Source organism: Rhodococcus sp. B10 (assembly GCF_011770055.1).
GTDB classification, from domain to species: Bacteria; Actinomycetota; Actinomycetes; order Mycobacteriales; family Mycobacteriaceae; genus Rhodococcoides; species Rhodococcoides kyotonensis_B.
In genome coordinates, this window is the sequence record NZ_JAAFYV010000021.1 from 58515 (window position 1) to 78533 (window position 20019).

Here is a 20019-nt window from a genome sequence, read left to right on the forward strand (position 1 = left end):
CGGGACTTGAAATCCGCACAGTGTCACGGGCGGGAGAGTGCGCGGCCTAGCGCTAACGCACCAGTTCGGACTGCGGGTGCGAGAAGTTCCGGCCGGAATTGATCAGCAGGTACCGATACCGAGAGGGCGGCGATGGGTTCCGTTCCGACCAGGATGGGTGATGCGAGGCAGCACCCGCCGTCGGCGGCTTCGCCACGTTCGACGGCGACGCCGGAGCGTCGGATTTCGGTGAGTTGCCGTTTCAGGGTGGCGGGATCGACGATGGATTTGTCGGTGTATCGGCGAAGCGGCTTTGCGAATACGGCGTCTCGGAACGCGTTGGATTCGTGCGCGAGGATGGCTTTGCCCACACCTGTGCACGTCAGGGGTAGTCGGCCACCGATTTGGGACGGCAGCGGCAACGGCTTGTGGCCTTGCAGTTTCTCGATGTACACCACGTCGTGGTCTCTGCGTACCCCGAGGTGCACCGTGTGTCCGGTGACAGCGTGCAGATCGTGCATGAATGGCATGGCGGCAGAACGTAATTGATGCTTGACGGGGACACGTTCACCGAGTTCGAACAACCGCATTCCCAGCTCGAACTTGGTCCCTGCGCGCTGTATCCAGTGGACGGTGACCATATCGACGAGCATGCGGTGCACGGTCGATCGCGGCAAACCTGTCCGAGTGCACACCTCGGCGAGCCCCAGCGCGCCGCCGGCCGGGAACGAGTCCAGGATGAGGGTGTAGCGCTCGAGCAAGGACATGTCATCCCGTTTCATGAGATGAATCCTATGCGCAGGTGGCCGTCGGTCCTAGCGTCGCCACCATGACAGTTCTCGAACCACATGTCCTCGACGATGCAGCGGAGCGGCTGGCCCAGGCGTCGAGCACGGGCGTTCCATGTCCGCCCGTACGCGACTTGATCGGCCGTGACGACGTCGATGCGGCCTATCGGATACAGACGATCAACATCGATGCGTCGGTGCGTGACGGACGCCGCGTCGTCGGCCGGAAGATCGGGCTGACCTCTCCCGCGGTGCAGAAACAGCTAGGAGTCGATCAACCCGACTTCGGTGTGCTGTTGGACCACTTCGACGTGTCCGGTGACGCTGCTATCGATTCTTCGCGACTGTTGCAGCCGCGGATCGAGGCAGAAATAGCATTCAGGGTGGCCGCGCACATCGACCATACGATCACAGCGGACCAGGCGCCCCAGTACGTCGATCGGGTGTATGCGTCGTTCGAGATCGTCGACAGCCGTATTGCCGACTGGGATATCAGTCTTGCGGACACTGTGGCCGACAACGCCTCTTCCGGGTTGTACGTTCTCGGGGATTGGCTACCTGTCACCGACGCGCCGGAACTCGCCGGCGTCGCAATGACACTGACAGCAGACGGCGAACAGGTGTCGACAGGGAAGGGATCGGACTGCCTGGGCAGCCCGTGGGAAGCGCTGGTCTGGCTGGCGAATACCAGCCTCTCGTACGGTGCACCGCTCCGAGCGGGCGAGGTCGTCCTGTCCGGCGCGCTCGGCCCGATGGTCCCGGTGACACCCGGATCGCGCTATACCGCCTCGATCTCCGGTCTCGGAGATGTCACCGCAACGTTCACCCTCTGAACCTCGGCCCAGTTGGCCACGAACGAAAGCAGCGCATCATGGAACGCACGAAAGTAGCGGTGATCGGATCGGGCAACATCGGAACCGATCTCGTCATCAAACTCGAACGGGTAGCACGCAACGTCGAGATCGCCGTCTTGGTCGGTATCGATCCCGCCTCGGACGGGCTGGCTCGGGCTCGTCGCCTAGGAATCGAGACCGTCGATTCCGGTGTGCAAGGGCTCATCGAGCATCCGTTGTTCGATCAGATCGACATCGTCTTCGACTCGACCTCCGCCAAAGCACATGTCGCAAACGCGGAAGCGCTCCGTCCCTACGGCAAGAAGCTGATCGATCTGACACCCGCAGCCCTCGGCCCGTACGTAGTCCCTGCCGTGAACCTCGATGCACACCTCGGGGCTCCGGATGTCAACATGGTGACCTGCGGCGGCCAGGCGACCATTCCGATCGTCGCCGCCATCTCCGCGGTGACTCGGGTGCACTACGCGGAAATCGTCGCTTCGATCGCGTCGAAGTCCGCAGGTCCTGGAACTCGGGCGAACATCGACGAGTTCACCGAAACAACCTCTGCGGCAATCGAACAGGTCGGTGGCGCTGCACACGGGAAGGCCATCATCGTCCTCAATCCTGCCGAGCCGCCGCTGATCATGCGCGACACCGTGCTGGCGTTGGTGTCCGATCCGGATCAGGCGGCGATAGAGCAGTCGGTTATCGACATGGTCGACGCGGTCTCCACCTATGTTCCCGGGTATCGCCTCAAGCAGCGAGTGCAGTTCACCGCGCTCGACGACGCCGAGTCGGTGGCGACTCTGACCGGGGGAGTGGAGAGAGGACCTGGTTTGTGGAAGGTGTCGGTGTTCCTCGAAGTCGAAGGCGCCGCGTATTATCTCCCCGCATACGCGGGAAATCTCGACATCATGACCTCCGCGGCCCTGCAGGTCGCGGAAAAGATCGCTGAAAACACCGTAGTGGGGGCTGTGTGATGACCGATCGATCTTCAGTCCTCGACGGAGCGGCGCTCTACATTCAGGACGTCACCCTGCGTGATGGTATGCATGCGATGCGGCACCGCATCAGTCCCGAGAACGTCGCTCGTGTGGCGGGCGCCCTCGACCGCGCCGGAGTCGATGCCATCGAGGTCACGCACGGTGACGGGCTTGCAGGCCACAGTCTGACCTACGGGGCAGGAAGCAACACCGATTGGGAATGGATCGAAGCGGCCGCCGCGGTGGTGCACCGCGCCAAGCTGACCACGCTGCTACTGCCGGGTGTCGGCACTGTCGCGGAGTTGAAGCGTGCGTTCGCTCTCGGGGTGACCTCGGTGCGGGTGGCCACCCATTGCACCGAAGCCGATGTCGCCGCGCAGCACATCGACACCGCCCGCGGGCTCGGTATGGACGTGTCCGGATTCCTGATGATGTCGCATCTCGCCGAACCCGCGCAGTTGGCGGAGCAAGCGAAATTGATGGAATCGTATGGTGCGCATTGCGTTTACGTCACCGATTCCGGTGGGCGTCTCACCATGGCGGGCGTGCGCGAGCGGGTGCGGGCATATCGTGATGTGCTCGACCCGCATACCCAGATCGGTATCCATGCCCACCAGAATTTGTCACTGTCGGTTGCCAATTCGGTGGTAGCTGTGGAGGAAGGTGTCACTCGCGTCGATGCGTCCCTCGCCGGTCATGGTGCAGGAGCAGGTAATTGCCCGATCGAACCGTTCGTCGCGGTAGCAGATCTGCACGGCTGGAAGCATGGGTGCGATCTGTTCGGCCTGCAGGACGCAGCCGACGACATCGTCCGCCCGTTGCAGGACCGTCCAGTGCAGGTCGACCGAGAAACGCTGACTCTCGGCTACGCCGGGGTGTACTCGAGCTTCCTGCGTCACGCCGAGGCAGCTGCGAGGCAGTACGGACTCGACACGCGTGCAATACTTCTCGCGGTCGGAGAACGCGGCTTGGTCGGAGGCCAGGAAGACCTGATCACCGACATCGCATTGGACCTGGCAGCAGCAGACCCAGCAACTGGTCGGTCGTAAGTCGATCGTCGCCGTCACCCGTCACACAGCGCTTCTGCTGTGTGGCGGGTGCTTTTCGCTGCTACGCCGTTGCTTTCGCAACGCCCCGGTAGGACAGTCTTTATCGACGTTGCCATCCCTCGGGCGCGATGTTCTGCGGTGGCGATGCGGAGTAGCGCCGACACCAGGGCTTCCACGACGAGTGGGCTCACGCCGCGGTCCATGTCGCGCACGTCCGAGCCGTGGCTCGGTGTTCCGCGGGTCCGACGCGGACTGTGTCGGTCGCGTGTACTCGGATGCGGCGCCGGAAGCCGAGACATTCGTTGCGGAAGAAATGGTTTCGCCGAAGACCACCGCCGTGTGCAGAGCGCCCGAGCCTCGATCGAAAACGACCGGTGGCGTGACCTGCAGTGAAATTGCAGATCACGCCACCGGTGGGTGGTGCGAATATTCGATGTGACGTGGTGGGTCCGTTCAGCAATCGACGGGTGCCCCGAAGAGATGGTGTGGCTGCTTCCATCTCACAGCCACCGATGCATATTTCTCGACGGGTATTCGATGGATCAGCCCGGTCGGGTCAGTTGAGCGCGTCTCGATCCCACGTAGTAGTCGTTCGCCCACGCTCTCGCAGCAGGACTTTGCGAATTTTGCCATTTTCGGTCGTCGGGAGGGTTTCGACGATGTCGACGAAACGAGGAACGGCGAATTTCGCCAAGCGGCTGCTGCAGTGGTCGACGACATCACGTGGGCTGAGTACGACGCCAGTTTTGGGGACGATCGACACCATGACCTCGTCTTCCGCCATCTCCGATGGCACCGGATACGCGGCTACAGTTTCCACCGCGGGGTGTGATCCGATGACTTGTTCGACCTCGAAGGAAGAGATGTTCTCACCGCGCCGACGGATGACGTCTTTCATGCGGTCGACGAACCGGAACCAGCCGTCGGGTTCGCGCACTACGCGGTCCCCCGTGTGAAACCACAGGTTCCGCCAAGCTTCGGTGGTTTTGTCGTGCATGCCGTAGTAGCCGGTGGCGAAGGCGTACGGCACCCGGGAGCGGAGCAGTAGTTCTCCCGGCGTGCCATCGGCAACAGGGGAGTCGTGCTCGTCGACGACTACCGCTTCGAAGTCTGGTTGAACCTGACCGATGTACCCGGGTCTGGGCAGATCCGGCGCTGAGGTCAGTACCGAGTTGGTTTCGGTCGAACCGAAACCGTCGACGAGTCGAATGCCGAACCGGTCGAAGAAAGGCTCGGCCAACGCTGCCGGCGTTGCAGGCGACAAGGCACAGCGGACAGTGTGTCGACGCTCGACCGGTTCGCTCTCCCGGGACCAGAGAATGTTGATCATGGCCCCGAGGAGGTAGGTGACGGTCGCGCCCGAGTCGTTCAGCTGGGACCAGAATCGGCTCGCGGAAAAGCGGCGCCCCACAACGATCGTCGCTCCCGCGACGAGGGTTTGAACGAAGGCGTTGAGGGCGTTGGTGTGGAACAGCGGAAGCACCGTGAACAGGGTGTCCTCTTCGGTGATGCCGAGCTGCTCGGTGACCGTTATGCCCCACCAATAGAACTGGGCGTGTGGACAGCAGACGCCTTTCGACACGCCGGTAGTGCCGGAGGTGTACAGCAACGCGGCCGTGTCGCCGGGTGCAACTGGGCAGGCTGGGACCGTGCCTGCCGGCGCGGGGAAGGGCCGCACGTCATAGCCCGCCACACCCGCGTCGGTCGAATCCAGCGTCCAGACCTGCTCGAGGTGAGAGGGGGCTGACACAGATTGCAAACGGGCGAGCAGGTCGGACTCGATGACCAGAATTTTCGAGTTCGAGTTTTCCAGCGCATGACGGAGTTGGGTTCCCTGCAGCGCGGCGTTCAACGGTACGGCGACGGCCCCTACCCATGCGCAACCGAGGATGGTCTGAATCAGCTCGAGTCGGTTTTCCGACAACGTCGCGACGGTGTCCCCGCGCCGAATTCCGTTGGCTTGCAATACGCCTGCGGTGGCCGCGGCCAGATCTCGGACTTCGGCATAGGTCAGTGCCGCATTCCCGATCTTCAGCAGGGTCTTGTCGCCGTAGAGCTCTGCCTGGCGTGTGAGCAGGGCGGGGATAGTGCACTCTTTCATGGGGAGACCGCGCAGTGGTGCGATGCGGTCGATGGTGCTCTGCATGTTCTTTACTCCTAGACGGTGGGCTGCGGTACTACCGCCATCGGTCCGCCAGTTCGCTGCGTATCCGGTGCTACCAGGTCGATTTCGGCTCCGGGAATTCCGCCTTCACCGACTATTTTCCCGACGACCATCGGCCCGAGGTCGGTGCGGATGGTCGCGTACAGGACGGGCGGAGTGCCGCGCTGGAGGGAAGTTTCCTCGATGACACCTCGGTGAGCTGTCGCGGGCTCGAACAGGCTGTTGTGGCAGTGCGGGCACAGCGGTCGTGGGGGGAAAACCGCCGCCGCGCATGTCGTACAGCGTTGCATCGTGATGGTCATGTCAGACCCTTTCGAGAATTGCGAGGTTGGCGCAGGCGCCGTAGCGGTAGGTGACCATGCCGTAACCACTGACGACGGCAGTGCGTGCGTCAGGGACCTGCCGGTTGCCGGCGTCGCCGAGCAATTGAGTCACGGCTTCGACCAGTCCGTGCATTCCTGCTGCCGAACCTGCCTGCCCCGCGGACAGTTGACCGCCGGAGGTATTGACCGGCCAGTGGTCGCTCAGGAGGCGGTCGGCGATGTCGCGGACGTTTCCTGTTGGCGCGAAACCCATGTCGGCCAGTTGGATCAGTGCCATGACCGGGTAGTCGTCGTAGACGCTGACCACGTCGACGTCGGAGGGATTCAGACCTGCACGGTTCCACAATGCGGGAGCGATACCGGCCAGCCCGGTACGCAATCCGTCTCCTTCGTGACGATCCCAATTCACAGACCCACCGATAGCGCTCACACGCACGGAGGATTGCCCTGCTCGAACGTTCTCCTGGCGTGTGATGACGATGGCGTCCGAGCCTGTGACTGGTGGAACGCAGTCGAACCGGCGCAGCGGTGAGGCGATGATGGGGGACATCAGGTAATCGTCCATGGTCATTTCCGATTGATAGACCGCACCCGGATTTATTGTGGCCCAACGTCTCTGGGCAACTGCTACCGCACCGTATGCTGTTTCGTCGAGGCTGTGCTGCCGCATGTGGCGCTGGGTGAGCATGGCGAACATGGCGTTCGGTCCGCCCATGCCCAACGGGGTTACGTAATCGCGTGTGATGACGTTGTAGTCGTCGACGACCGACTGGAAGTCCGAGGCTGTCATGCGGTCGCCGGCCACTTGGACGATGGTGTCCGCATCGCCCGCCTCGATAGCGCGGACGGCGTGCTGAAGCATGTTCACGCCGCTGGCTCCACCGTTGGTGTCCTCCATCAGCCATCGCAGCGACAGACCGCTACGGAGGGCGAGGTCGACTGCGTGATCGGGCTTGAGAGTGAAGCTCGACACTCCAAGCCCATCGACGTCGGCGAGGGTCATGCCGGCCTGCGAGACGGCGCGAGCGATCGCGGTGGTCAGAAGTTGCTCGGTGGTGGCGGTGTCGTCTGGATGCCGGGTGTAGGGAACTTCGACGGCGCTGACGATGGCTGCGTGGATCGCGTTCATACGGGCTCACCGATCCCGTTCAAGGTGCGCACATTCGAGGCTCCGGGGGGCATTCCGGACAGCGAGTCGATGCCTCTGGTTTCTGGAGCCTTGATCACGGCGATGGTGCTGAGGACGCCGAAGAGGGCGAGGTACACAGCGATGGGCCAGTACGTTCCGGACCAGGCGAGCAATGCTGTTGCAATCAGCGGGGCAACGCCTCCGGCGAAGATCGCGGCAACTTCGTGTCCTATCGACAAACCGCTGTAGCGAACCTTGCCGGTGAACAGTTCACTGAAAAAGCTCGGCTGCGTGCCGATCATCGCGCTGTGGCAGATACTGATGGCAACGATGATCGCTACCCAGATCAATGCAGTGTTCTGGGTGTTGATCAGAAGGAAGAAGGGTGCGGCCCACACGATCACGCCGACTGCACCGATGAGGTACACCGGGCGTCGTCCGATGCGATCGGACAGAGCGGCGAACCCGACCATCGTGAAGGTTTCCAAGATGTTGGCCACGATGATCGCGGTCAGGATCACTCCGCTTCCGACACCGATATGGACGCCGTAGGCGAGTGAGAACACCGCGAATATGTACGATCCGCCGTTTTCGGCCATGCGGGCGCCGACGGTCACCAGGATCGAGCGGCGCTGCGTCTTGATCGCTTCCAGCGCCGGATAGCGGACCTTGGCCTCGTCCGCTTGAAGTTCTTCGAATACGGGAGTCTCTTCGACCTTCATGCGAATCACGAGACCGGCGATCATGAGCACCAAGCCCAACAAGAACGGAATCCTCCAACCCCAGGAGAGGAAGTCGTCTTCGGGCAGGAGATTGACAAGAGCAAAAACCGACGAGGACAGGATGAAGCCAAGGGTGACTCCGACTTGACTGAAGGCGGAGAAGAATCCGCGTCGCGCGGGCGGTGCGTTTTCACTGATCAACAGGACCGCGCCGCCCCATTCCCCGCCTACTGCGATGCCTTGAACGACGCGCAGTACGACCAGCAGAACCGGGGCCCAGATGCCAATTTGGGCGTGCGTCGGAAGGAGACCGATCAGGGCGGTGCACACACCCATCATCATGAGTGTGATGACAAGCATCGATTTGCGTCCGACGCGGTCACCGAAATGCCCGAAGATCACTCCACCGATAGGCCGGGCGACGAAGCCGATCGCGAACGTTCCGAACGCGGCGAGCGTTCCGACGAGGGAGTCGTCCCCGGTGAAGAACAAGGGTCCGAAGACCAGGGCCGCGGCGGTTCCGTACAGAAAGAAGTCGTACCACTCGAGGGCGCTACCGACGAGGCTTGCTGTGGCCGCCTTACGCGTCCTGGTTTGTACTGATTGATTGGGCATGGCAGGAATCCATTTCCTATTGTGCGTAATTCATACGTCGAGGAAGCACGTCAGCGGGCCATCGATGTGCAGTGCGGGAATGCCGGCGTACTGGAGGGACATGACGGCTAGTGGCCGAAGGCTTCGACCAGCCACCACGACCCTTCGTCGGAGATGATCTTGGCGTCCAAAACCATGGGGCGGTCGGGTTGGTCGAGCCACGATTTGATCGGGAGTAGATCGTCGAGGCCCCTGACGGTGATCGCCTCGCACCCGTAGCCGCGGGCGATGGCAGCGATGTCGGTGTCGGGGAAGGTCACTGCGTCGAGGGCGACGTCTGTTCCGAAGTGGTGGACTTCCGCTCCGTACTTGGCGTCGTTGTAGACGACGACGAGCATCGGCAGGTTCATCCGGACCGCTGTCTCTAGTTCGCTGATGCCCATCAGGAAGCCGCCGTCGCCGCAGGCGGCGATCGGAACCCGGTCCGGTTGAGCGATCGCGGCGCCGATCGCCGTTGCGAGGCCGAGGCCGACCGACTGGAACGCCTGCGTGAAGCAGAAGCCGTACTCGTCCGGGACATCGAGATACATACTCGGGTAGCCGAGGAAGTTGCCGGAATCCACTGACAGCACGCGCGAACGCGGCAACAGCCGATTCAAGTGTGCGCTCATCGCCCGGGGGTCGATGCGGTCGTCGGTGCTCTCATCGTCGAACGGAACTTGATGCCATCGGCCTTCGGCCTGGATGCGTTCGAGCGTCGCGTTCGTCCTGTAACCCGCCTTCTCCACCTTTGCCTCCGCCAGCAGAGCCGACGCATCGGCAGCCGTCTCTGCGACGCCGGCCCAGACACCGAGGTCGATCGGCCGATTCCGGCCGATGGCGCCCTGGTCGATGTCGACCTGGACCACCTTGGCGCTGTCTCCGATCAATCGGCCATGGCGCATGGTCCACATGTTGAGGGTGCATCCCCAGCCGACGATGAGGTCGGCGTCGGTGATGAGCTCTGCAGCGAGGGGAGTGGAGAAACCGCCGGCGACGTCGATGCTCCATGGCTGGCCCTCGAACATTCCGCGTGAAACGGCGGATGTCGCGAGCAACGCTCCGCATCGATCTGCCAGCTCGGCCAGAGCGTGCTTCGCTCGACCTCCGCGGGCGCCGCGACCGGCGACGAAAACAGGCCGTTCCGCTTGCTCGAGCAACGCTGCGAGCTCTTCGAGGTCCGCTCGCTGTGGACGAGGAGCCATTCTCGCAACGGTCGGTGACAACGAGACGGTCCCCGGGAAGAGACAGTCCTGAACGTCGATCGGAATGTTGAGCACGACCGTGCGTCTCTGCAACGCGCAGATGTCGTAAGCATGAGTGAGGTCGGAGACTGCGGTTGCCGCTGAACGAATCCGCAGTGCCACTGCCCCGCACCCGCGTGCAATCGACTCCTGGTCGATGTAGAAGTTCGACTTCGGGTCGGTGGCTTCCGCTGTCAACACCAGCAGCGGACTTCGACTCTTTGCGGCCTCGACGATGCCGGTCAGCGCGTTGGTGTAGCCGCAACCCTGGTGCAGAGACAGCACGGTGACCTGCTCGCTCATGCGGGCGTGGGCGTCCGCCATAACAGCAGCTCCGCCCTCGTGGCGTGCTGCAACGAAGCGGGCGCCGGCATCCACCAGTGAGTTGGTGTAGTGGAAATTCCCACTTCCAACCACACCGAACGCTACGCGGACACCGAGGTCGTACAAGGCTCGACCGATAACTTCGCGAACGTACATGATCAATCCTTCTTTTCGGGTTCGGTGGAGGTGGTAACGATTGCCATTACTCGGGCGGGACTTCCCGAACCGCCGACGATCTTCAGCGGCGCCACGACCAGCACGCCCCCTGTCAGGGGGAGTGACGCCAAATTTCGCAATTGGGTCACTCCGTATTTGCCGGCGCCGAGTAGGTAGTGATGGCACGGAAAGGGCGGGTCGAAGGCGAACGCTTGACCGGCGTCGATACCGACGGTCTCCACTCCGACGCCCCGGATCGGACTGTTCTCGGCCAACCACCGGGCGCATTCGACCGATATACCCGGCGTGTGCGGGCCGTCGTCGTCTGCGTTGATGAACCGCTGCGTGTCAGTGGACCGGCGGTCCCAACCCGTGCGGTAGAGCAACCACCCGCCCGCCGGCAACGGGCCGTGGCGTTGTTGCCACTCCTGCACATCGCTTACGTCGAGCAGAAAATCGGGGTCGTCGGCAACCCTCTTCGATTTGTCGATGACAACGAATGGGCTGACCAGGTCGCTGACCGGGACACGTGCGACATCGGCGAGGTCCCGCCCGGTGATCCAGTGACATGGGGCATCGAAGTGAGTTCCGACGTGCTCACCGGTGTGAATGCCGTTCTGGTAGGAGGTCTCTCCTCGTTCATCGTAACGAGCCAGCTCCTCGAGGGAGAAGTGCGGAATCGGCTCCATACCCTCGGGAAGGGGCAGCACGGGGGTCTCGTGCGACAGCGGGGCGGTGAGGTCGACGATGCTGATCGTCTTGTTTCCCAACCCCTCTGCCAGATTGGTGATGGAGGCAACAAGCTCGGGCATGCCGTAGATACTTCAGTGTGTGGGCTGGTCCACATAATGCCCTTCTTGCACGCACTATGCCCGTACAGGCATCGCTGCAGCCTGCGGCTATGCTCACGTCATGGAGCGTCGACTGAAGCACCTGCTGGACGGCGGGTTCAAGCTGCGCCACCTCCAGTTGATCACCGCGATAGCGAACAATGGAACCATCGTCGGCGCGGCGCGAGACTTGTATGTCACACAACCCGTCGTGACACGGGGTTTGCGTGAAGCGGAAGAAATTCTGGGAGTCGAACTCTTCGACCGCAGCTCGCGGGGAGTGACCCCGACTGCGTACGGGACGTTGCTGCTCGAACACGCCGAAATGATCCTTACCAGCATGGAGCGTCTGGCCGAGAACATCGATCACCTCCAGACGAGCGGTACCCGGCCCATCCGGGTGGGGACGAACATGACCGGTTCGTACGCCTTGCTTCCTCGCACTTTGATATCGGTCAAGGCCGCGAACCCCGCGCTGAAAGTGTCGGTGGTCGAGGGCACCGACGAAGCGCTTCTGGAGTTGCTGGCGCACCACAAGCTCGACGTTCTGATCGGGCGGATGATGAACGACAGTCCTCCGACTGTCGTTCAGCGACATCTGTACGACGAACCCATCCGCATCATGGGACGGGTCGGCCATCCTGTCTTCGCGATGGACGACCTCGAGCCGGAGCATCTCGCGGCCTTCCCGTGGGTGCTGCCGCCACCTACAGCCGTGGCGAGCCGACTCGGCGGTTCGTTCGGCGAAACCGGATCGTGGGTGCCAACCAATGTCATCGAATGCACCTCCATCTTGACGATCCGGTCGATCCTTCACGCAACCGATTCGTTGGCTCCACTGCCCGTGTTGGTCGGAACCAACGATCCAGGACTGCGCATCGTCCCCTGGGCGCTCGATACCCTTCCCCGCGCCCTCGCCGTCACTCATTCGACGGAGTCGGAACCGAGTGAGAGTGCGCGATTGTTCATCGAACACCTCCTCGGCGAAGCCAAAGCGATCGAGATCGAGCTCTCCGAGGCGCGCATCGACCTCGCCTAGCACCAGACGGGCGCTCCGGCGTTCGGCTTGAGCCCGTGATGCGGATCGTCGATGCGGCAGCTATGTCCGAACAGGCATGGAATGTTCGGATTCGGTATTTGTTCGGCATAGCGCCCTGGGTCGACCATGAGTTCATGACATCAACCCCCGGCGGCTGGATCCGCAATTTCGTCGACGGTGCATTCGTCGAGCCCGATCCGCAGCGCGGATTCGATCAGATCGATCCGGCGACCGGGCGCGTACTGGCCCAGGTACACGAGGCCGACCAGAAGTTGGTCGATCGCGCCGTTCGTGCCGCGCGTCGTGCCCTCCACAACGGTTGGGCCGACACCCCGGTACGCGACCGTGCCGCGGTGCTGCGCCGCGCTGCGGACCGGATCGAGGAGCGCTTCGAGGAATTCGTCGCCGCCGAGATGGCGGACACCGGCAAACCGATCACGCAGGCGCGAGAGCTGGATGTGGCGCGGGCACTCACCAACTTCCGGACATTCGCCGACGTCGCCGCCGCCGCCGGCCAGGAATCGTTCATGACCGACCTGGCGGGCGGTCGGCAGGCTCTCAACTACGCAGTCCGCAAGCCGCTCGGCGTCGTCGCGGTGATCGTGCCCTGGAACCTGCCTTTGCTTCTGCTGACTTGGAAGGTTGCGCCGGCACTGGCGTGCGGCAACGCTGTGGTGGTCAAGCCCAGTGAGGAGACACCCGCGACCGCAACCCTGCTCGCGGAGGTTCTGGACGAGGTGGGGTTGCCTGCCGGTGTGTACAACGTGGTACACGGCTTCGGCGGCAACTCCGCCGGCGAACACCTCACGACCCATCCCGGGATCGACGGGGTGACCTTCACCGGTTCGTCCGCGACCGGCTCGCACGTGATGAAAACTGTTGCACCCCGGGTACGGCCGGTGTCGTTCGAGCTCGGAGGCAAGAACGCGGCGATCGTGTTCGATGACGTCGACATCGACGAGGCACTTACCGGACTCACCAGATCCGTTTTCACCAACACCGGGCAGGTGTGCTTGTGCACCGAGCGAGTGTATGTGCACCGCAACGTGTTCGACGACATCGCCACCGGCCTTGCCGAGCGAGCCGAGCAACTGCGGCTGGGCGACCCATCCGACGCCGCCGTCACCACCGGGCCATTGATCTCGCAGGGACATCGGGAAAAGGTGATGAGGTTCTTCACTCTGGCCGAGCAGTCCGGCGCCAAAATCCTTACCGGCGGCGGTATCCCAGATGTCGGCAGGGAGTTCGCGTCGGGCTCATGGGTCGAGCCCACGCTGTGGACGGGACTGACCAACGAGGATCCGGTGCTGCGTGAAGAAATTTTCGGTCCAGTCGCGGCGCTGGTGCCATTCGACACCGAAGCGGAGGCGATCGAGCTCGCGAACGACACCGAGTACGGGTTGGCTGCGTCGGTGTGGACCAACGACCTACGGCGCGGCCACCGAGTAGCGCAGAAGATGAACGTCGGAATTTCCTGGGTCAACACATGGTTCACACGCGAACTGCGTTCTCCCTTCGGCGGTGTCGGACTGTCCGGCATCGGCCGAGAAGGTGGCGAGTCGTCACTGCACTTCTACACCGAGCCCACCAACGTCTGTGTGGCGCTGTGACTTCGGGGAGAACAGAAGCGATGAAAGCAAAGATGTTGGACCGCAGAGAGATCGACGTACTCGCCGGTCGATTGGACGACGCGCGGGTGCAGGTTCTCGACGTTCCCAGCCTCGCAGACGACGTCGAAATTCACATCGACGACGCCTACCGCATCCAGGACGAGCTGGTGGCCAGGTATTTGCGCCGCGGGGAAGCACTCGTCGGTGTCAAGCTCGGATTCACCAGCAAGGCCAAGATGGCACAAATGGGTGTTTCCGAGGTGATCGTCGGCAGGCTCACCGACGCGATGAGCGTCGACGACGGTGGCCGCGTGGAGCTGCACCGGTTCATCCACCCGAAGATCGAACCCGAGGTCGCATATCGTCTGGCGCTCGACGTCGACCTCGACGATCCCACGGTCGACGTCGAATCCTGCGTCGACGCAGTCGCTCCCGCGATGGAAATCATCGACTCCCGCTACCGGGACTTTCGATTCACCTACACCGACGTCGTCGCTGACAACACCTCGGCGGCCGCGTATGTGATCGGGCCATGGCAGCCGATGCGCGCCATCGGCGATCTTCCTGTACGGCTCGAGGCAGGCGCACATACCGTCGACGGCTCGACCGAGGCGATCCTCGACGACCCCATCAATGCCCTCCATTCATTGCTCGAGGTAAGCCGCCGTCGGCGTATCCCGTTGCGCCCCGGCGATGTAATCCTCGCGGGGGCTGCTACCGCAGCCGTCCCTTTGACGGCCGGTCTCGCGCGATGCGAGATCGACGGGTTGGGCGTGGTCTCCGTGGAGGTGACAGCATGAGCGCTGACGCTGCCAAGGTGATCGAGCGGCTCGCCACGCCCCGGGGCCGCTTCCCCCACGTGAGAATCGCCGGCGACTTCATCTACGTCTCCGGAACGAGCTCGCGCCGACCGGACAACACGTTCGTCGGCGTCGAGGTCGATGAGATGGGAACGACGAACCTCGACATTCGAGCACAGACGCGCGCAGTCATCGAGAACATCGAGTCGATCCTCGCCGAGGCAGGCGCAGAGCTGACCGACCTCGTGCAGGTCACCTCCTACCTCGTCTCGATGAACGACTTCGGCGGATACAACGAGGTATACGCCGAGATGCTCGACGAATCCGGACCCACCCGCACCACCGTTGCGGTGCACCAACTTCCGCACCCGCACCTGCTCATCGAAATCCAGGGCGTCGCCTACCTGCCTGCTCACCGCCGCGCCGACACCCCCGACACGAAGGATCACTCATGACCACCATCCCGTCCGTCATCGATTTCCAGAAGTGGATCGTCGAGAACAGGCATCTACTCGCACCGCCGGTCAACAACCAAACCATGGCGTTGGGCGACGACTTCGTCGTGCAGGTCGTCGGCGGCCCCAACCAGCGCACCGACTACCACCTCGATCCGTACGAGGAGTGGTTCTATCAGCTCGAAGGCGACATTCACGTCGACGTCATGACCGAAGACGGACCGCAGCGCGTACACATCCGGGAAGGTGAAACCTGGCTGTTACCAGGCAACATCCCACACTCGCCACAGCGCCCCACCGCAGATTCGATCGGCCTGGTCATCGAACGCGTACGGCGAGAAGGAACACTGGAGAAGTTCCAGTGGTACTGCCTCGACTGCAACCACCTGATCCACGAAATCGAACTACAGGTGCGTGACATCGTGTCCGACCTGCCACCGGTTTTCGTCCAGTTCTACGAAGACGAGAAAGCCCGCACGTGCGACAAGTGCGGCGCCCTCCATCCCGGGAAAGGCTGACATGGGCGGCATCATCGACGTCCACACCCACTATGTCCCCAAGGGGTGGCCGGACCTGACCGCCGACGCCGGACCTGACGCCCCTTGGCTGCGGGTCGAAACCGAGTCCGAGGCCGTCATCATGATGGGATCCAAACAATTTCGTCGAATCCAGGCCGACGCCTGGGACGCGCAGATTCGACTGCGGGACATGGACGCCGACGGCGTTCGGACCCAAGTCGTCTCTCCTACACCGGCATTTTTCAACTACGGTCGCACCGGTGCACAGGCGGAGCGGATCGCTCGTATCTTCAACGACCTTGCACTCGACATCGTCGCTCCCGCCCAGGACCGGCTGATCCCGTTCTGTCAGGTGCCGCTGCAAGACCCCGACGCGGCCTGCCGTGAAGTGGAACGATGCATGGCAAACGGACACCGCGGAGTCGAAATCGGCAACCACGTCGGCGACTACGACCTCGACAGCGAGGGCGTGGTGACGTTTCTGCAGCACTGCGCCTCCCTGAACGTTCCGGTGTTCGTCCATCCTTGGGACATGGACTCCACGCCGCGCCTGAACCGCTGGATGGCGCAATGGCTTACCGCGATGCCCGCCGAGACGCATCTGTCCATTCTCGCGTTGATCCTCGGTGGTGTCTTCGACCGCATCGACGATCGTCTGAAGATCGGCTTCGCTCACGGCGGAGGCTCGTTCGCGTTCTGGCTCGGTCGAGTGGAGAACGCCTGGCACCGCCGCAACGACATCATCGGCACCTCGGACATGCCACCGTCGCACTACCTCGGCCGCTTCTACGTGGACTCCGTTGTATTCGACGACCGCGCGTTACGCCTGCTCGTCGACACGGTCGGAGTCGACCGAGTAATGGTGGGCAGCGATTACCCGTACCCGCTGGGGGAGCGACCGGTGGGCGAGGTCGTGCGCAAGAGCGAATTCCTGGATGAGTCCTCACGGAACCTCGTTCAACGCGGCAACGCCGAGCGATTCCTCGGGCTCGTCGACACATCGACGGTGTGAACGATCGAGATTGCGGACGCCGAACTGTCCGTCGCTGACGGATGGGTGTGTGTCCCGCTTGGCTGATGACGCCTCCGCGCGACGGTCGGACTGCACGGTCGCGTCCGGGCTGGCGGGCTGCAATTGATGCTGTGGCCAGCGGCGTGTTCTGGTCGCCGCTGGCGCTACGGCGCGTAGTGCCGGTGGCGACGACCGGGACCACCGAATTGATCGTCGTGGTCAGTGTCGTTGCGTCGCTGACTGATTCACTGAGCAGCGCCGCGGGGGAGCTGATGACGTGCTCGGTCGTGATCGGTGCGGTAGCGGCACTGCCCTTTACTCCCGTGGCCTGTTCACCGGTGTCGAGCGGCCACCGAACTAGCCGTCAGGAGAAGTGGTTGTCACTCGCGCCCGTACGAAGGGCCGCCCCTGGTGGCCCGAGACGCCAGCGCTCGGCAGGAAAGACCGTCGGATGGCGTTGACAGGCCGGCGCATTCTCTGTACCTTTTGGTACAATTTGTACTGATCGGTACAAGAAACGCTCCAGAAAGAAGCCTCTCATGCCCCGTCCTCCGCTTCCTCCGTTCACCGAGGCCACCGCGATCCAGAAGGTTCGCGCCGCCGAAGACGCATGGAACACCCGTGATCCCGAGCGCATTTCGCTCGCGTACAGCGAGGACAGCTGGTGGCGTAACCGCTCGACCTTCGTCCAAGGCCGCGCCGCGATCGTCGAATTCCTCACCGGCAAGTGGGAGCGCGAGCTCGACTACCGGCTCATCAAGGAGCTGTGGGCCTACACCGGCGACGTCATCGCAGTGCGTTTCGCCTACGAGTATCGTGACGTCACCGGCCAATGGTTCCGCGCCTACGGCAACGAAAACTGGCACTTCGACGAGGACGGCCTGATGACCCACCGCCACGCGAGCATCAACGACCTCGAGATCACCGAGTCCGACCGCAAGTTCTTCTGGGACGCCTCCGGCCCCCGACCGGCCGACCACCCCGGCCTGAGCGATCTCGGTCTGTGATGGCCCGAACCGTCCTCGATCGTTCCGATGCGATCCGCGCCCTCGCTGGAGTCTTCCGCAAACGAGGCTTCGAAGCCGGCTCGCTATCGGTCATCCAGCAAGAGACCGGACTCGGCCGCGGCAGCCTCTACCACTTCTTCCCCGACGGGAAGACGGACATGGCCCGTGCCGTCCTCGAGCAGGTGGGCGAGTGGTTCGAGGAACGGATCTTCGCCCCCCTGCGCACGGCCGAGAACGCCGCGCACGCGGTCGAGGCGATGTCGCAGGAGGTCGCCGACTACTTCAGGTCCCGCGAGAGCGTGTGCCTGTTCGCGGCAATTACGCTGGGCCAGGAGAAGGAGACCTTCGCCGAGGCGGTTCGCCAGTACTTCACCGATTGGGTCGACGCCCTCGCCGAAGCACTGCGACGCGGCGGATTCTCGACCCCGGAGGCGACAGACCGCGCCCTGGACGCGGTCGCGACGATCCAAGGCGGGCTGGTCTTGGCCCGCGCCTACGGCGACTACGCGACCTTCCTGCGGATCCTCGACCGCACTCGGCAACACCTGCTCGCCGGCGCTACGAACACGCGGTAATCCAGATCGGTATGACACACCCCGTACGCGGAAATCTTCGTGACCACGTCGTTCGGACCCGGATCAGGAACGACGATGGTCTCGACCGAGACCGCCTCGCCCTTCGCCTTCGCGACGACGGCACGCACCCGCTGTGGCGTTACTACTCCTGAGAATCGGTATCGCTGATGTGTTACGCGTCGCAGTGATGCCCGACCCAAGCGTCGATGTGGATCGTGTGGGCAAGCTGCCTGCGTTCCAACGCTGTCTTGCCGCCCCAGATGCCGTGTGTCTCATTGCTGACGAGTGCGTAGCGAAGACATTCCGTACGCACCGGGCATTGCCGACAGACCAGCTTCGTCTGCCGTTCGATCGATGCAACCGACGGCCCGAGGGCGTCGGCGGCGGGGAAGAACATACTCACGGGCATGGATCTGCACGACGCATGCATCTGCCATTCCCAGCAGCACGCGCAGGGCGGGGGCAGCCGAACAGCCGAATCGTGGCGCACCGTCGACCCACTTTCTAGTCTGCAAGTCAGTTGAATCCGACGAAAAATGCTGTTCGTCGGCGACAGCTACCCCGGTCGTCCAGCCCCATGAGACTCGACGACCGGGAAGCGCCGCGCTTCGCGTCAGACCGGTGCGCCTGCGACGGCGCGAGACTGCTCGATCTCGTCGGGAACTGCGGCCGCGACGCTCTCGGCGTCGGGAGACGGTGGGCCGAAGTGTGCGTACTTCTCGATGTGCTGGTCGAGGCTCAACGGACTGGGCGTGCCGTAGGTGAAGTATGTTTCCCAAGGCAGAGCGGCGCCGCCGACGGCCAAGCCGGTGTCGATGTCCGACATCTGCCAGGTCTTCGTTTCGGCATCGGGTTCGAGGTGCAGGTAGCCGGCCTCGCCGAACAGTTCGATACGGTTTCCACCCGGCTCGAACACGTACAGGAACTGGCCCTGCGTGATGCCGTGCTTGTCCGGCCCGGCCTCGATGCGAATGTCGTAATCTCGGAACATCTCGACTGCGTCCGAATTGTGTTGGCCGGTGCCGTAATAGAACGCGACGTGGTGCATCTTTCCGCGGCCCCCGGTCATGTCACGCATGCAGGCGACTTCGTGGCCGAGGATATTGGAACTCATCCAGGCACCGATCTCGACGTCCCCATCCACGACGCGTTCGGTAGTTCGGAAACCGAGATGACGCTCGAAAGAGTTCTTGACGGCGGTGACGTCGGATGCCATCAGATTGAGGTGGTCTATCCGCTTGACCGGAACGCCCTGCAGAGGCTTCTTCGACTTGCGCGTGAGGATCTTGCTTTTCAGTTCGGGCGGAGCGACATACGTCTCGGCTTCCCAGAGCAGCTGCAGGTTGTGGCCGTCGGGCGACTTGTACTCGAATGTCTTGCCGTAGCCGAACTCGTCCTCGCTCCACACCCCTTCGACGTTGCCCTGTTTCAGCGATTCCGCGCGCCGATTCAGTGATTCGGGCGAGCTGGTGCGCAGAGCGGCGTGGCCCATACCTGCTTCGGGCGACTCGGTGATCTTGAGGCTCCACTGGTACGGGTCTTCGTAGCCGCGGAGATAGGCGGACTGGCCTTCCGTGCGGGTGACGTACATCCCGAGGAACTTCGTGAAGAAGTCCAGAGTCTCCTGCGGTTTCGGGCTGAAGAGTTCTACCCGGGCGAGGTGGGCGATCTCATGGCGTGAATCGTTGTCGCTCATCGGTTCTCCTGCATGTCCGTGATTGGTGATGTCTCGAGCATGGACAGCCGAAGTGCCCCGAGTCACGCCCGTTCGGAATGCCCGAACAGTGACACCCTCGAACGCCGACGGCGTCCGCGCCTGCCGGATCGCAGCCCGCCGCCTCCG

General features: G+C 63.0%; 20 protein-coding genes and 1 pseudogene. 11 read left to right on the forward strand and 10 right to left on the reverse strand.

Annotation, left to right across the window (positions count from 1 at the left end):
- Positions 1–23: 23 nt before the first annotated feature.
- Positions 24–761 carry an IclR family transcriptional regulator gene (locus tag RhoFasB10_RS15320; protein WP_206030977.1) on the reverse strand — a complete coding sequence of 246 codons (738 nt, stop codon included), beginning with the start codon at positions 759–761 and terminating at the stop codon, positions 24–26.
- A 47-nt stretch (positions 762–808) separates the two neighbouring features.
- Between RhoFasB10_RS15320 and RhoFasB10_RS15325 the strand changes: the two genes are divergently transcribed.
- Genes RhoFasB10_RS15325 through dmpG form a run of 3 tightly spaced genes read left to right on the forward strand, consistent with a single transcriptional unit; the run spans position 809 to position 3635 of the window.
- A complete protein-coding gene (locus RhoFasB10_RS15325; RefSeq protein ID WP_167677077.1) occupies positions 809–1600 on the forward strand; it encodes a fumarylacetoacetate hydrolase family protein in 792 nt (263 codons plus the stop codon).
- A 38-nt stretch (positions 1601–1638) separates the two neighbouring features.
- Positions 1639–2583, forward strand: coding sequence for an acetaldehyde dehydrogenase (acetylating) (locus RhoFasB10_RS15330; RefSeq protein WP_167677079.1), 945 nt, complete (start codon positions 1639–1641; stop codon positions 2581–2583).
- A complete protein-coding gene (gene dmpG, locus RhoFasB10_RS15335; RefSeq protein ID WP_167677081.1) occupies positions 2583–3635 on the forward strand; it encodes a 4-hydroxy-2-oxovalerate aldolase in 1053 nt (350 codons plus the stop codon). The genes RhoFasB10_RS15330 and dmpG overlap by 1 nt, the downstream gene beginning before the upstream one ends.
- 556 nt (positions 3636–4191) lie before the next feature.
- On the opposite strand, the gene RhoFasB10_RS15340 is transcribed toward dmpG, so the two are convergent.
- The 6 genes from RhoFasB10_RS15340 to RhoFasB10_RS15365 form a co-directional block, all read right to left on the reverse strand.
- Complete coding sequence (locus RhoFasB10_RS15340) at positions 4192–5781, reverse strand: ATP-dependent acyl-CoA ligase (protein WP_167677083.1); 1590 nt, start codon at positions 5779–5781, stop codon at positions 4192–4194.
- Positions 5782–5792: 11 nt separating this feature from the next.
- Positions 5793–6101 (reverse strand): zinc ribbon domain-containing protein, encoded by a 309-nt coding sequence (locus tag RhoFasB10_RS15345; protein WP_167677085.1) that lies wholly within the window; start codon positions 6099–6101, stop codon positions 5793–5795.
- 1 nt (position 6102) lies between these two features.
- Entirely contained in the window at positions 6103–7251 is a 1149-nt protein-coding gene (locus RhoFasB10_RS15350; protein WP_167677086.1) for a thiolase family protein, read from the reverse strand.
- Positions 7248–8588 carry an MFS transporter gene (locus tag RhoFasB10_RS15355; RefSeq protein WP_167677088.1) on the reverse strand — a complete coding sequence of 447 codons (1341 nt, stop codon included), beginning with the start codon at positions 8586–8588 and terminating at the stop codon, positions 7248–7250. Before RhoFasB10_RS15355 ends, RhoFasB10_RS15350 begins: the two co-directional genes overlap by 4 nt.
- Before the next feature lie 107 nt (positions 8589–8695).
- Entirely contained in the window at positions 8696–10330 is a 1635-nt protein-coding gene (locus RhoFasB10_RS15360; RefSeq protein WP_167677090.1) for a thiamine pyrophosphate-binding protein, read from the reverse strand.
- Positions 10331–10332: 2 nt separating this feature from the next.
- Positions 10333–11142 carry a cyclase family protein gene (locus tag RhoFasB10_RS15365; protein WP_167677092.1) on the reverse strand — a complete coding sequence of 270 codons (810 nt, stop codon included), beginning with the start codon at positions 11140–11142 and terminating at the stop codon, positions 10333–10335.
- 100 nt (positions 11143–11242) lie between these two features.
- On the opposite strand from RhoFasB10_RS15365, the gene RhoFasB10_RS15370 reads away from it, so the two are divergent.
- From RhoFasB10_RS15370 to RhoFasB10_RS15405, 8 genes are all read left to right on the forward strand, one after another.
- The gene (locus RhoFasB10_RS15370; protein WP_167677094.1) at positions 11243–12199 is read left to right on the forward strand and encodes a LysR family transcriptional regulator; all 957 of its coding nucleotides are present in this window, start codon (positions 11243–11245) and stop codon (positions 12197–12199) included.
- A gap of 134 nt (positions 12200–12333) precedes the next feature.
- A complete protein-coding gene (locus tag RhoFasB10_RS15375) occupies positions 12334–13809 on the forward strand; it encodes a 2-hydroxymuconic semialdehyde dehydrogenase (protein ID WP_167677096.1) in 1476 nt (491 codons plus the stop codon).
- A 20-nt stretch (positions 13810–13829) separates the two neighbouring features.
- Complete coding sequence (locus tag RhoFasB10_RS15380) at positions 13830–14609, forward strand: fumarylacetoacetate hydrolase family protein (RefSeq protein WP_167677097.1); 780 nt, start codon at positions 13830–13832, stop codon at positions 14607–14609.
- Positions 14606–15064 carry a RidA family protein gene (locus tag RhoFasB10_RS15385; protein WP_167677099.1) on the forward strand — a complete coding sequence of 153 codons (459 nt, stop codon included), beginning with the start codon at positions 14606–14608 and terminating at the stop codon, positions 15062–15064. Before RhoFasB10_RS15380 ends, RhoFasB10_RS15385 begins: the two co-directional genes overlap by 4 nt.
- Entirely contained in the window at positions 15061–15582 is a 522-nt protein-coding gene (locus RhoFasB10_RS15390) for a 3-hydroxyanthranilate 3,4-dioxygenase (protein WP_167677101.1), read from the forward strand. The genes RhoFasB10_RS15385 and RhoFasB10_RS15390 overlap by 4 nt, the downstream gene beginning before the upstream one ends.
- A 1-nt stretch (position 15583) precedes the next feature.
- The gene (locus RhoFasB10_RS15395; RefSeq protein ID WP_167677103.1) at positions 15584–16594 is read left to right on the forward strand and encodes an amidohydrolase family protein; all 1011 of its coding nucleotides are present in this window, start codon (positions 15584–15586) and stop codon (positions 16592–16594) included.
- 539 nt (positions 16595–17133) lie between these two features.
- Positions 17134–17601 (forward strand): nuclear transport factor 2 family protein, encoded by a 468-nt coding sequence (locus RhoFasB10_RS15400; protein ID WP_167677105.1) that lies wholly within the window; start codon positions 17134–17136, stop codon positions 17599–17601.
- A complete protein-coding gene (locus RhoFasB10_RS15405; RefSeq protein ID WP_167677107.1) occupies positions 17601–18176 on the forward strand; it encodes a TetR/AcrR family transcriptional regulator in 576 nt (191 codons plus the stop codon). The genes RhoFasB10_RS15400 and RhoFasB10_RS15405 overlap by 1 nt, the downstream gene beginning before the upstream one ends.
- Here RhoFasB10_RS15405 and RhoFasB10_RS26370 read toward each other — a convergent pair.
- The 3 genes and pseudogenes from RhoFasB10_RS26370 to RhoFasB10_RS15420 all read right to left on the reverse strand — a co-directional run.
- Positions 18170–18361 (reverse strand): annotated as a pseudogene (locus RhoFasB10_RS26370) (hypothetical protein); the annotation flags it as partial. The gene RhoFasB10_RS15405 and the pseudogene RhoFasB10_RS26370 overlap by 7 nt on opposite strands.
- Entirely contained in the window at positions 18349–18606 is a 258-nt protein-coding gene (locus tag RhoFasB10_RS15415) for a WhiB family transcriptional regulator (RefSeq protein ID WP_167677109.1), read from the reverse strand. The gene RhoFasB10_RS15415 and the pseudogene RhoFasB10_RS26370, both read right to left, overlap by 13 nt.
- Before the next feature lie 183 nt (positions 18607–18789).
- Positions 18790–19872, reverse strand: a complete 1083-nt coding sequence (locus tag RhoFasB10_RS15420; RefSeq protein ID WP_167677111.1) for a VOC family protein — start codon at positions 19870–19872, stop codon at positions 18790–18792.
- Positions 19873–20019 lie beyond the last annotated feature (147 nt).

Coding starts and splice junctions, on each gene's coding strand:
- RhoFasB10_RS15405 (WP_167677107.1), top strand. CDS start 17,601: ATGGCCCGAACCGTCCTCGATCGTTCCGATGCGATCCGCGCCCTCGCT.
- RhoFasB10_RS15380 (WP_167677097.1), top strand. CDS start 13,830: ATGAAAGCAAAGATGTTGGACCGCAGAGAGATCGACGTACTCGCCGGT.
- RhoFasB10_RS15320 (WP_206030977.1), bottom strand. CDS start 761: ATGAAACGGGATGACATGTCCTTGCTCGAGCGCTACACCCTCATCCTG.
- RhoFasB10_RS15400 (WP_167677105.1), top strand. CDS start 17,134: ATGCCCCGTCCTCCGCTTCCTCCGTTCACCGAGGCCACCGCGATCCAG.
- RhoFasB10_RS15420 (WP_167677111.1), bottom strand. CDS start 19,872: ATGAGCGACAACGATTCACGCCATGAGATCGCCCACCTCGCCCGGGTA.
- RhoFasB10_RS15330 (WP_167677079.1), top strand. CDS start 1,639: ATGGAACGCACGAAAGTAGCGGTGATCGGATCGGGCAACATCGGAACC.
- dmpG (WP_167677081.1), top strand. CDS start 2,583: ATGACCGATCGATCTTCAGTCCTCGACGGAGCGGCGCTCTACATTCAG.
- RhoFasB10_RS15325 (WP_167677077.1), top strand. CDS start 809: ATGACAGTTCTCGAACCACATGTCCTCGACGATGCAGCGGAGCGGCTG.
- RhoFasB10_RS15355 (WP_167677088.1), bottom strand. CDS start 8,588: ATGCCCAATCAATCAGTACAAACCAGGACGCGTAAGGCGGCCACAGCA.
- RhoFasB10_RS15350 (WP_167677086.1), bottom strand. CDS start 7,251: ATGAACGCGATCCACGCAGCCATCGTCAGCGCCGTCGAAGTTCCCTAC.
- RhoFasB10_RS15385 (WP_167677099.1), top strand. CDS start 14,606: ATGAGCGCTGACGCTGCCAAGGTGATCGAGCGGCTCGCCACGCCCCGG.
- RhoFasB10_RS15340 (WP_167677083.1), bottom strand. CDS start 5,781: ATGCAGAGCACCATCGACCGCATCGCACCACTGCGCGGTCTCCCCATG.
- RhoFasB10_RS15395 (WP_167677103.1), top strand. CDS start 15,584: ATGGGCGGCATCATCGACGTCCACACCCACTATGTCCCCAAGGGGTGG.
- RhoFasB10_RS15415 (WP_167677109.1), bottom strand. CDS start 18,606: ATGCATGCGTCGTGCAGATCCATGCCCGTGAGTATGTTCTTCCCCGCC.
- RhoFasB10_RS15375 (WP_167677096.1), top strand. CDS start 12,334: ATGACATCAACCCCCGGCGGCTGGATCCGCAATTTCGTCGACGGTGCA.
- RhoFasB10_RS15345 (WP_167677085.1), bottom strand. CDS start 6,101: ATGACCATCACGATGCAACGCTGTACGACATGCGCGGCGGCGGTTTTC.
- RhoFasB10_RS15370 (WP_167677094.1), top strand. CDS start 11,243: ATGGAGCGTCGACTGAAGCACCTGCTGGACGGCGGGTTCAAGCTGCGC.
- RhoFasB10_RS15360 (WP_167677090.1), bottom strand. CDS start 10,330: ATGTACGTTCGCGAAGTTATCGGTCGAGCCTTGTACGACCTCGGTGTC.
- RhoFasB10_RS15390 (WP_167677101.1), top strand. CDS start 15,061: ATGACCACCATCCCGTCCGTCATCGATTTCCAGAAGTGGATCGTCGAG.
- RhoFasB10_RS15365 (WP_167677092.1), bottom strand. CDS start 11,142: ATGCCCGAGCTTGTTGCCTCCATCACCAATCTGGCAGAGGGGTTGGGA.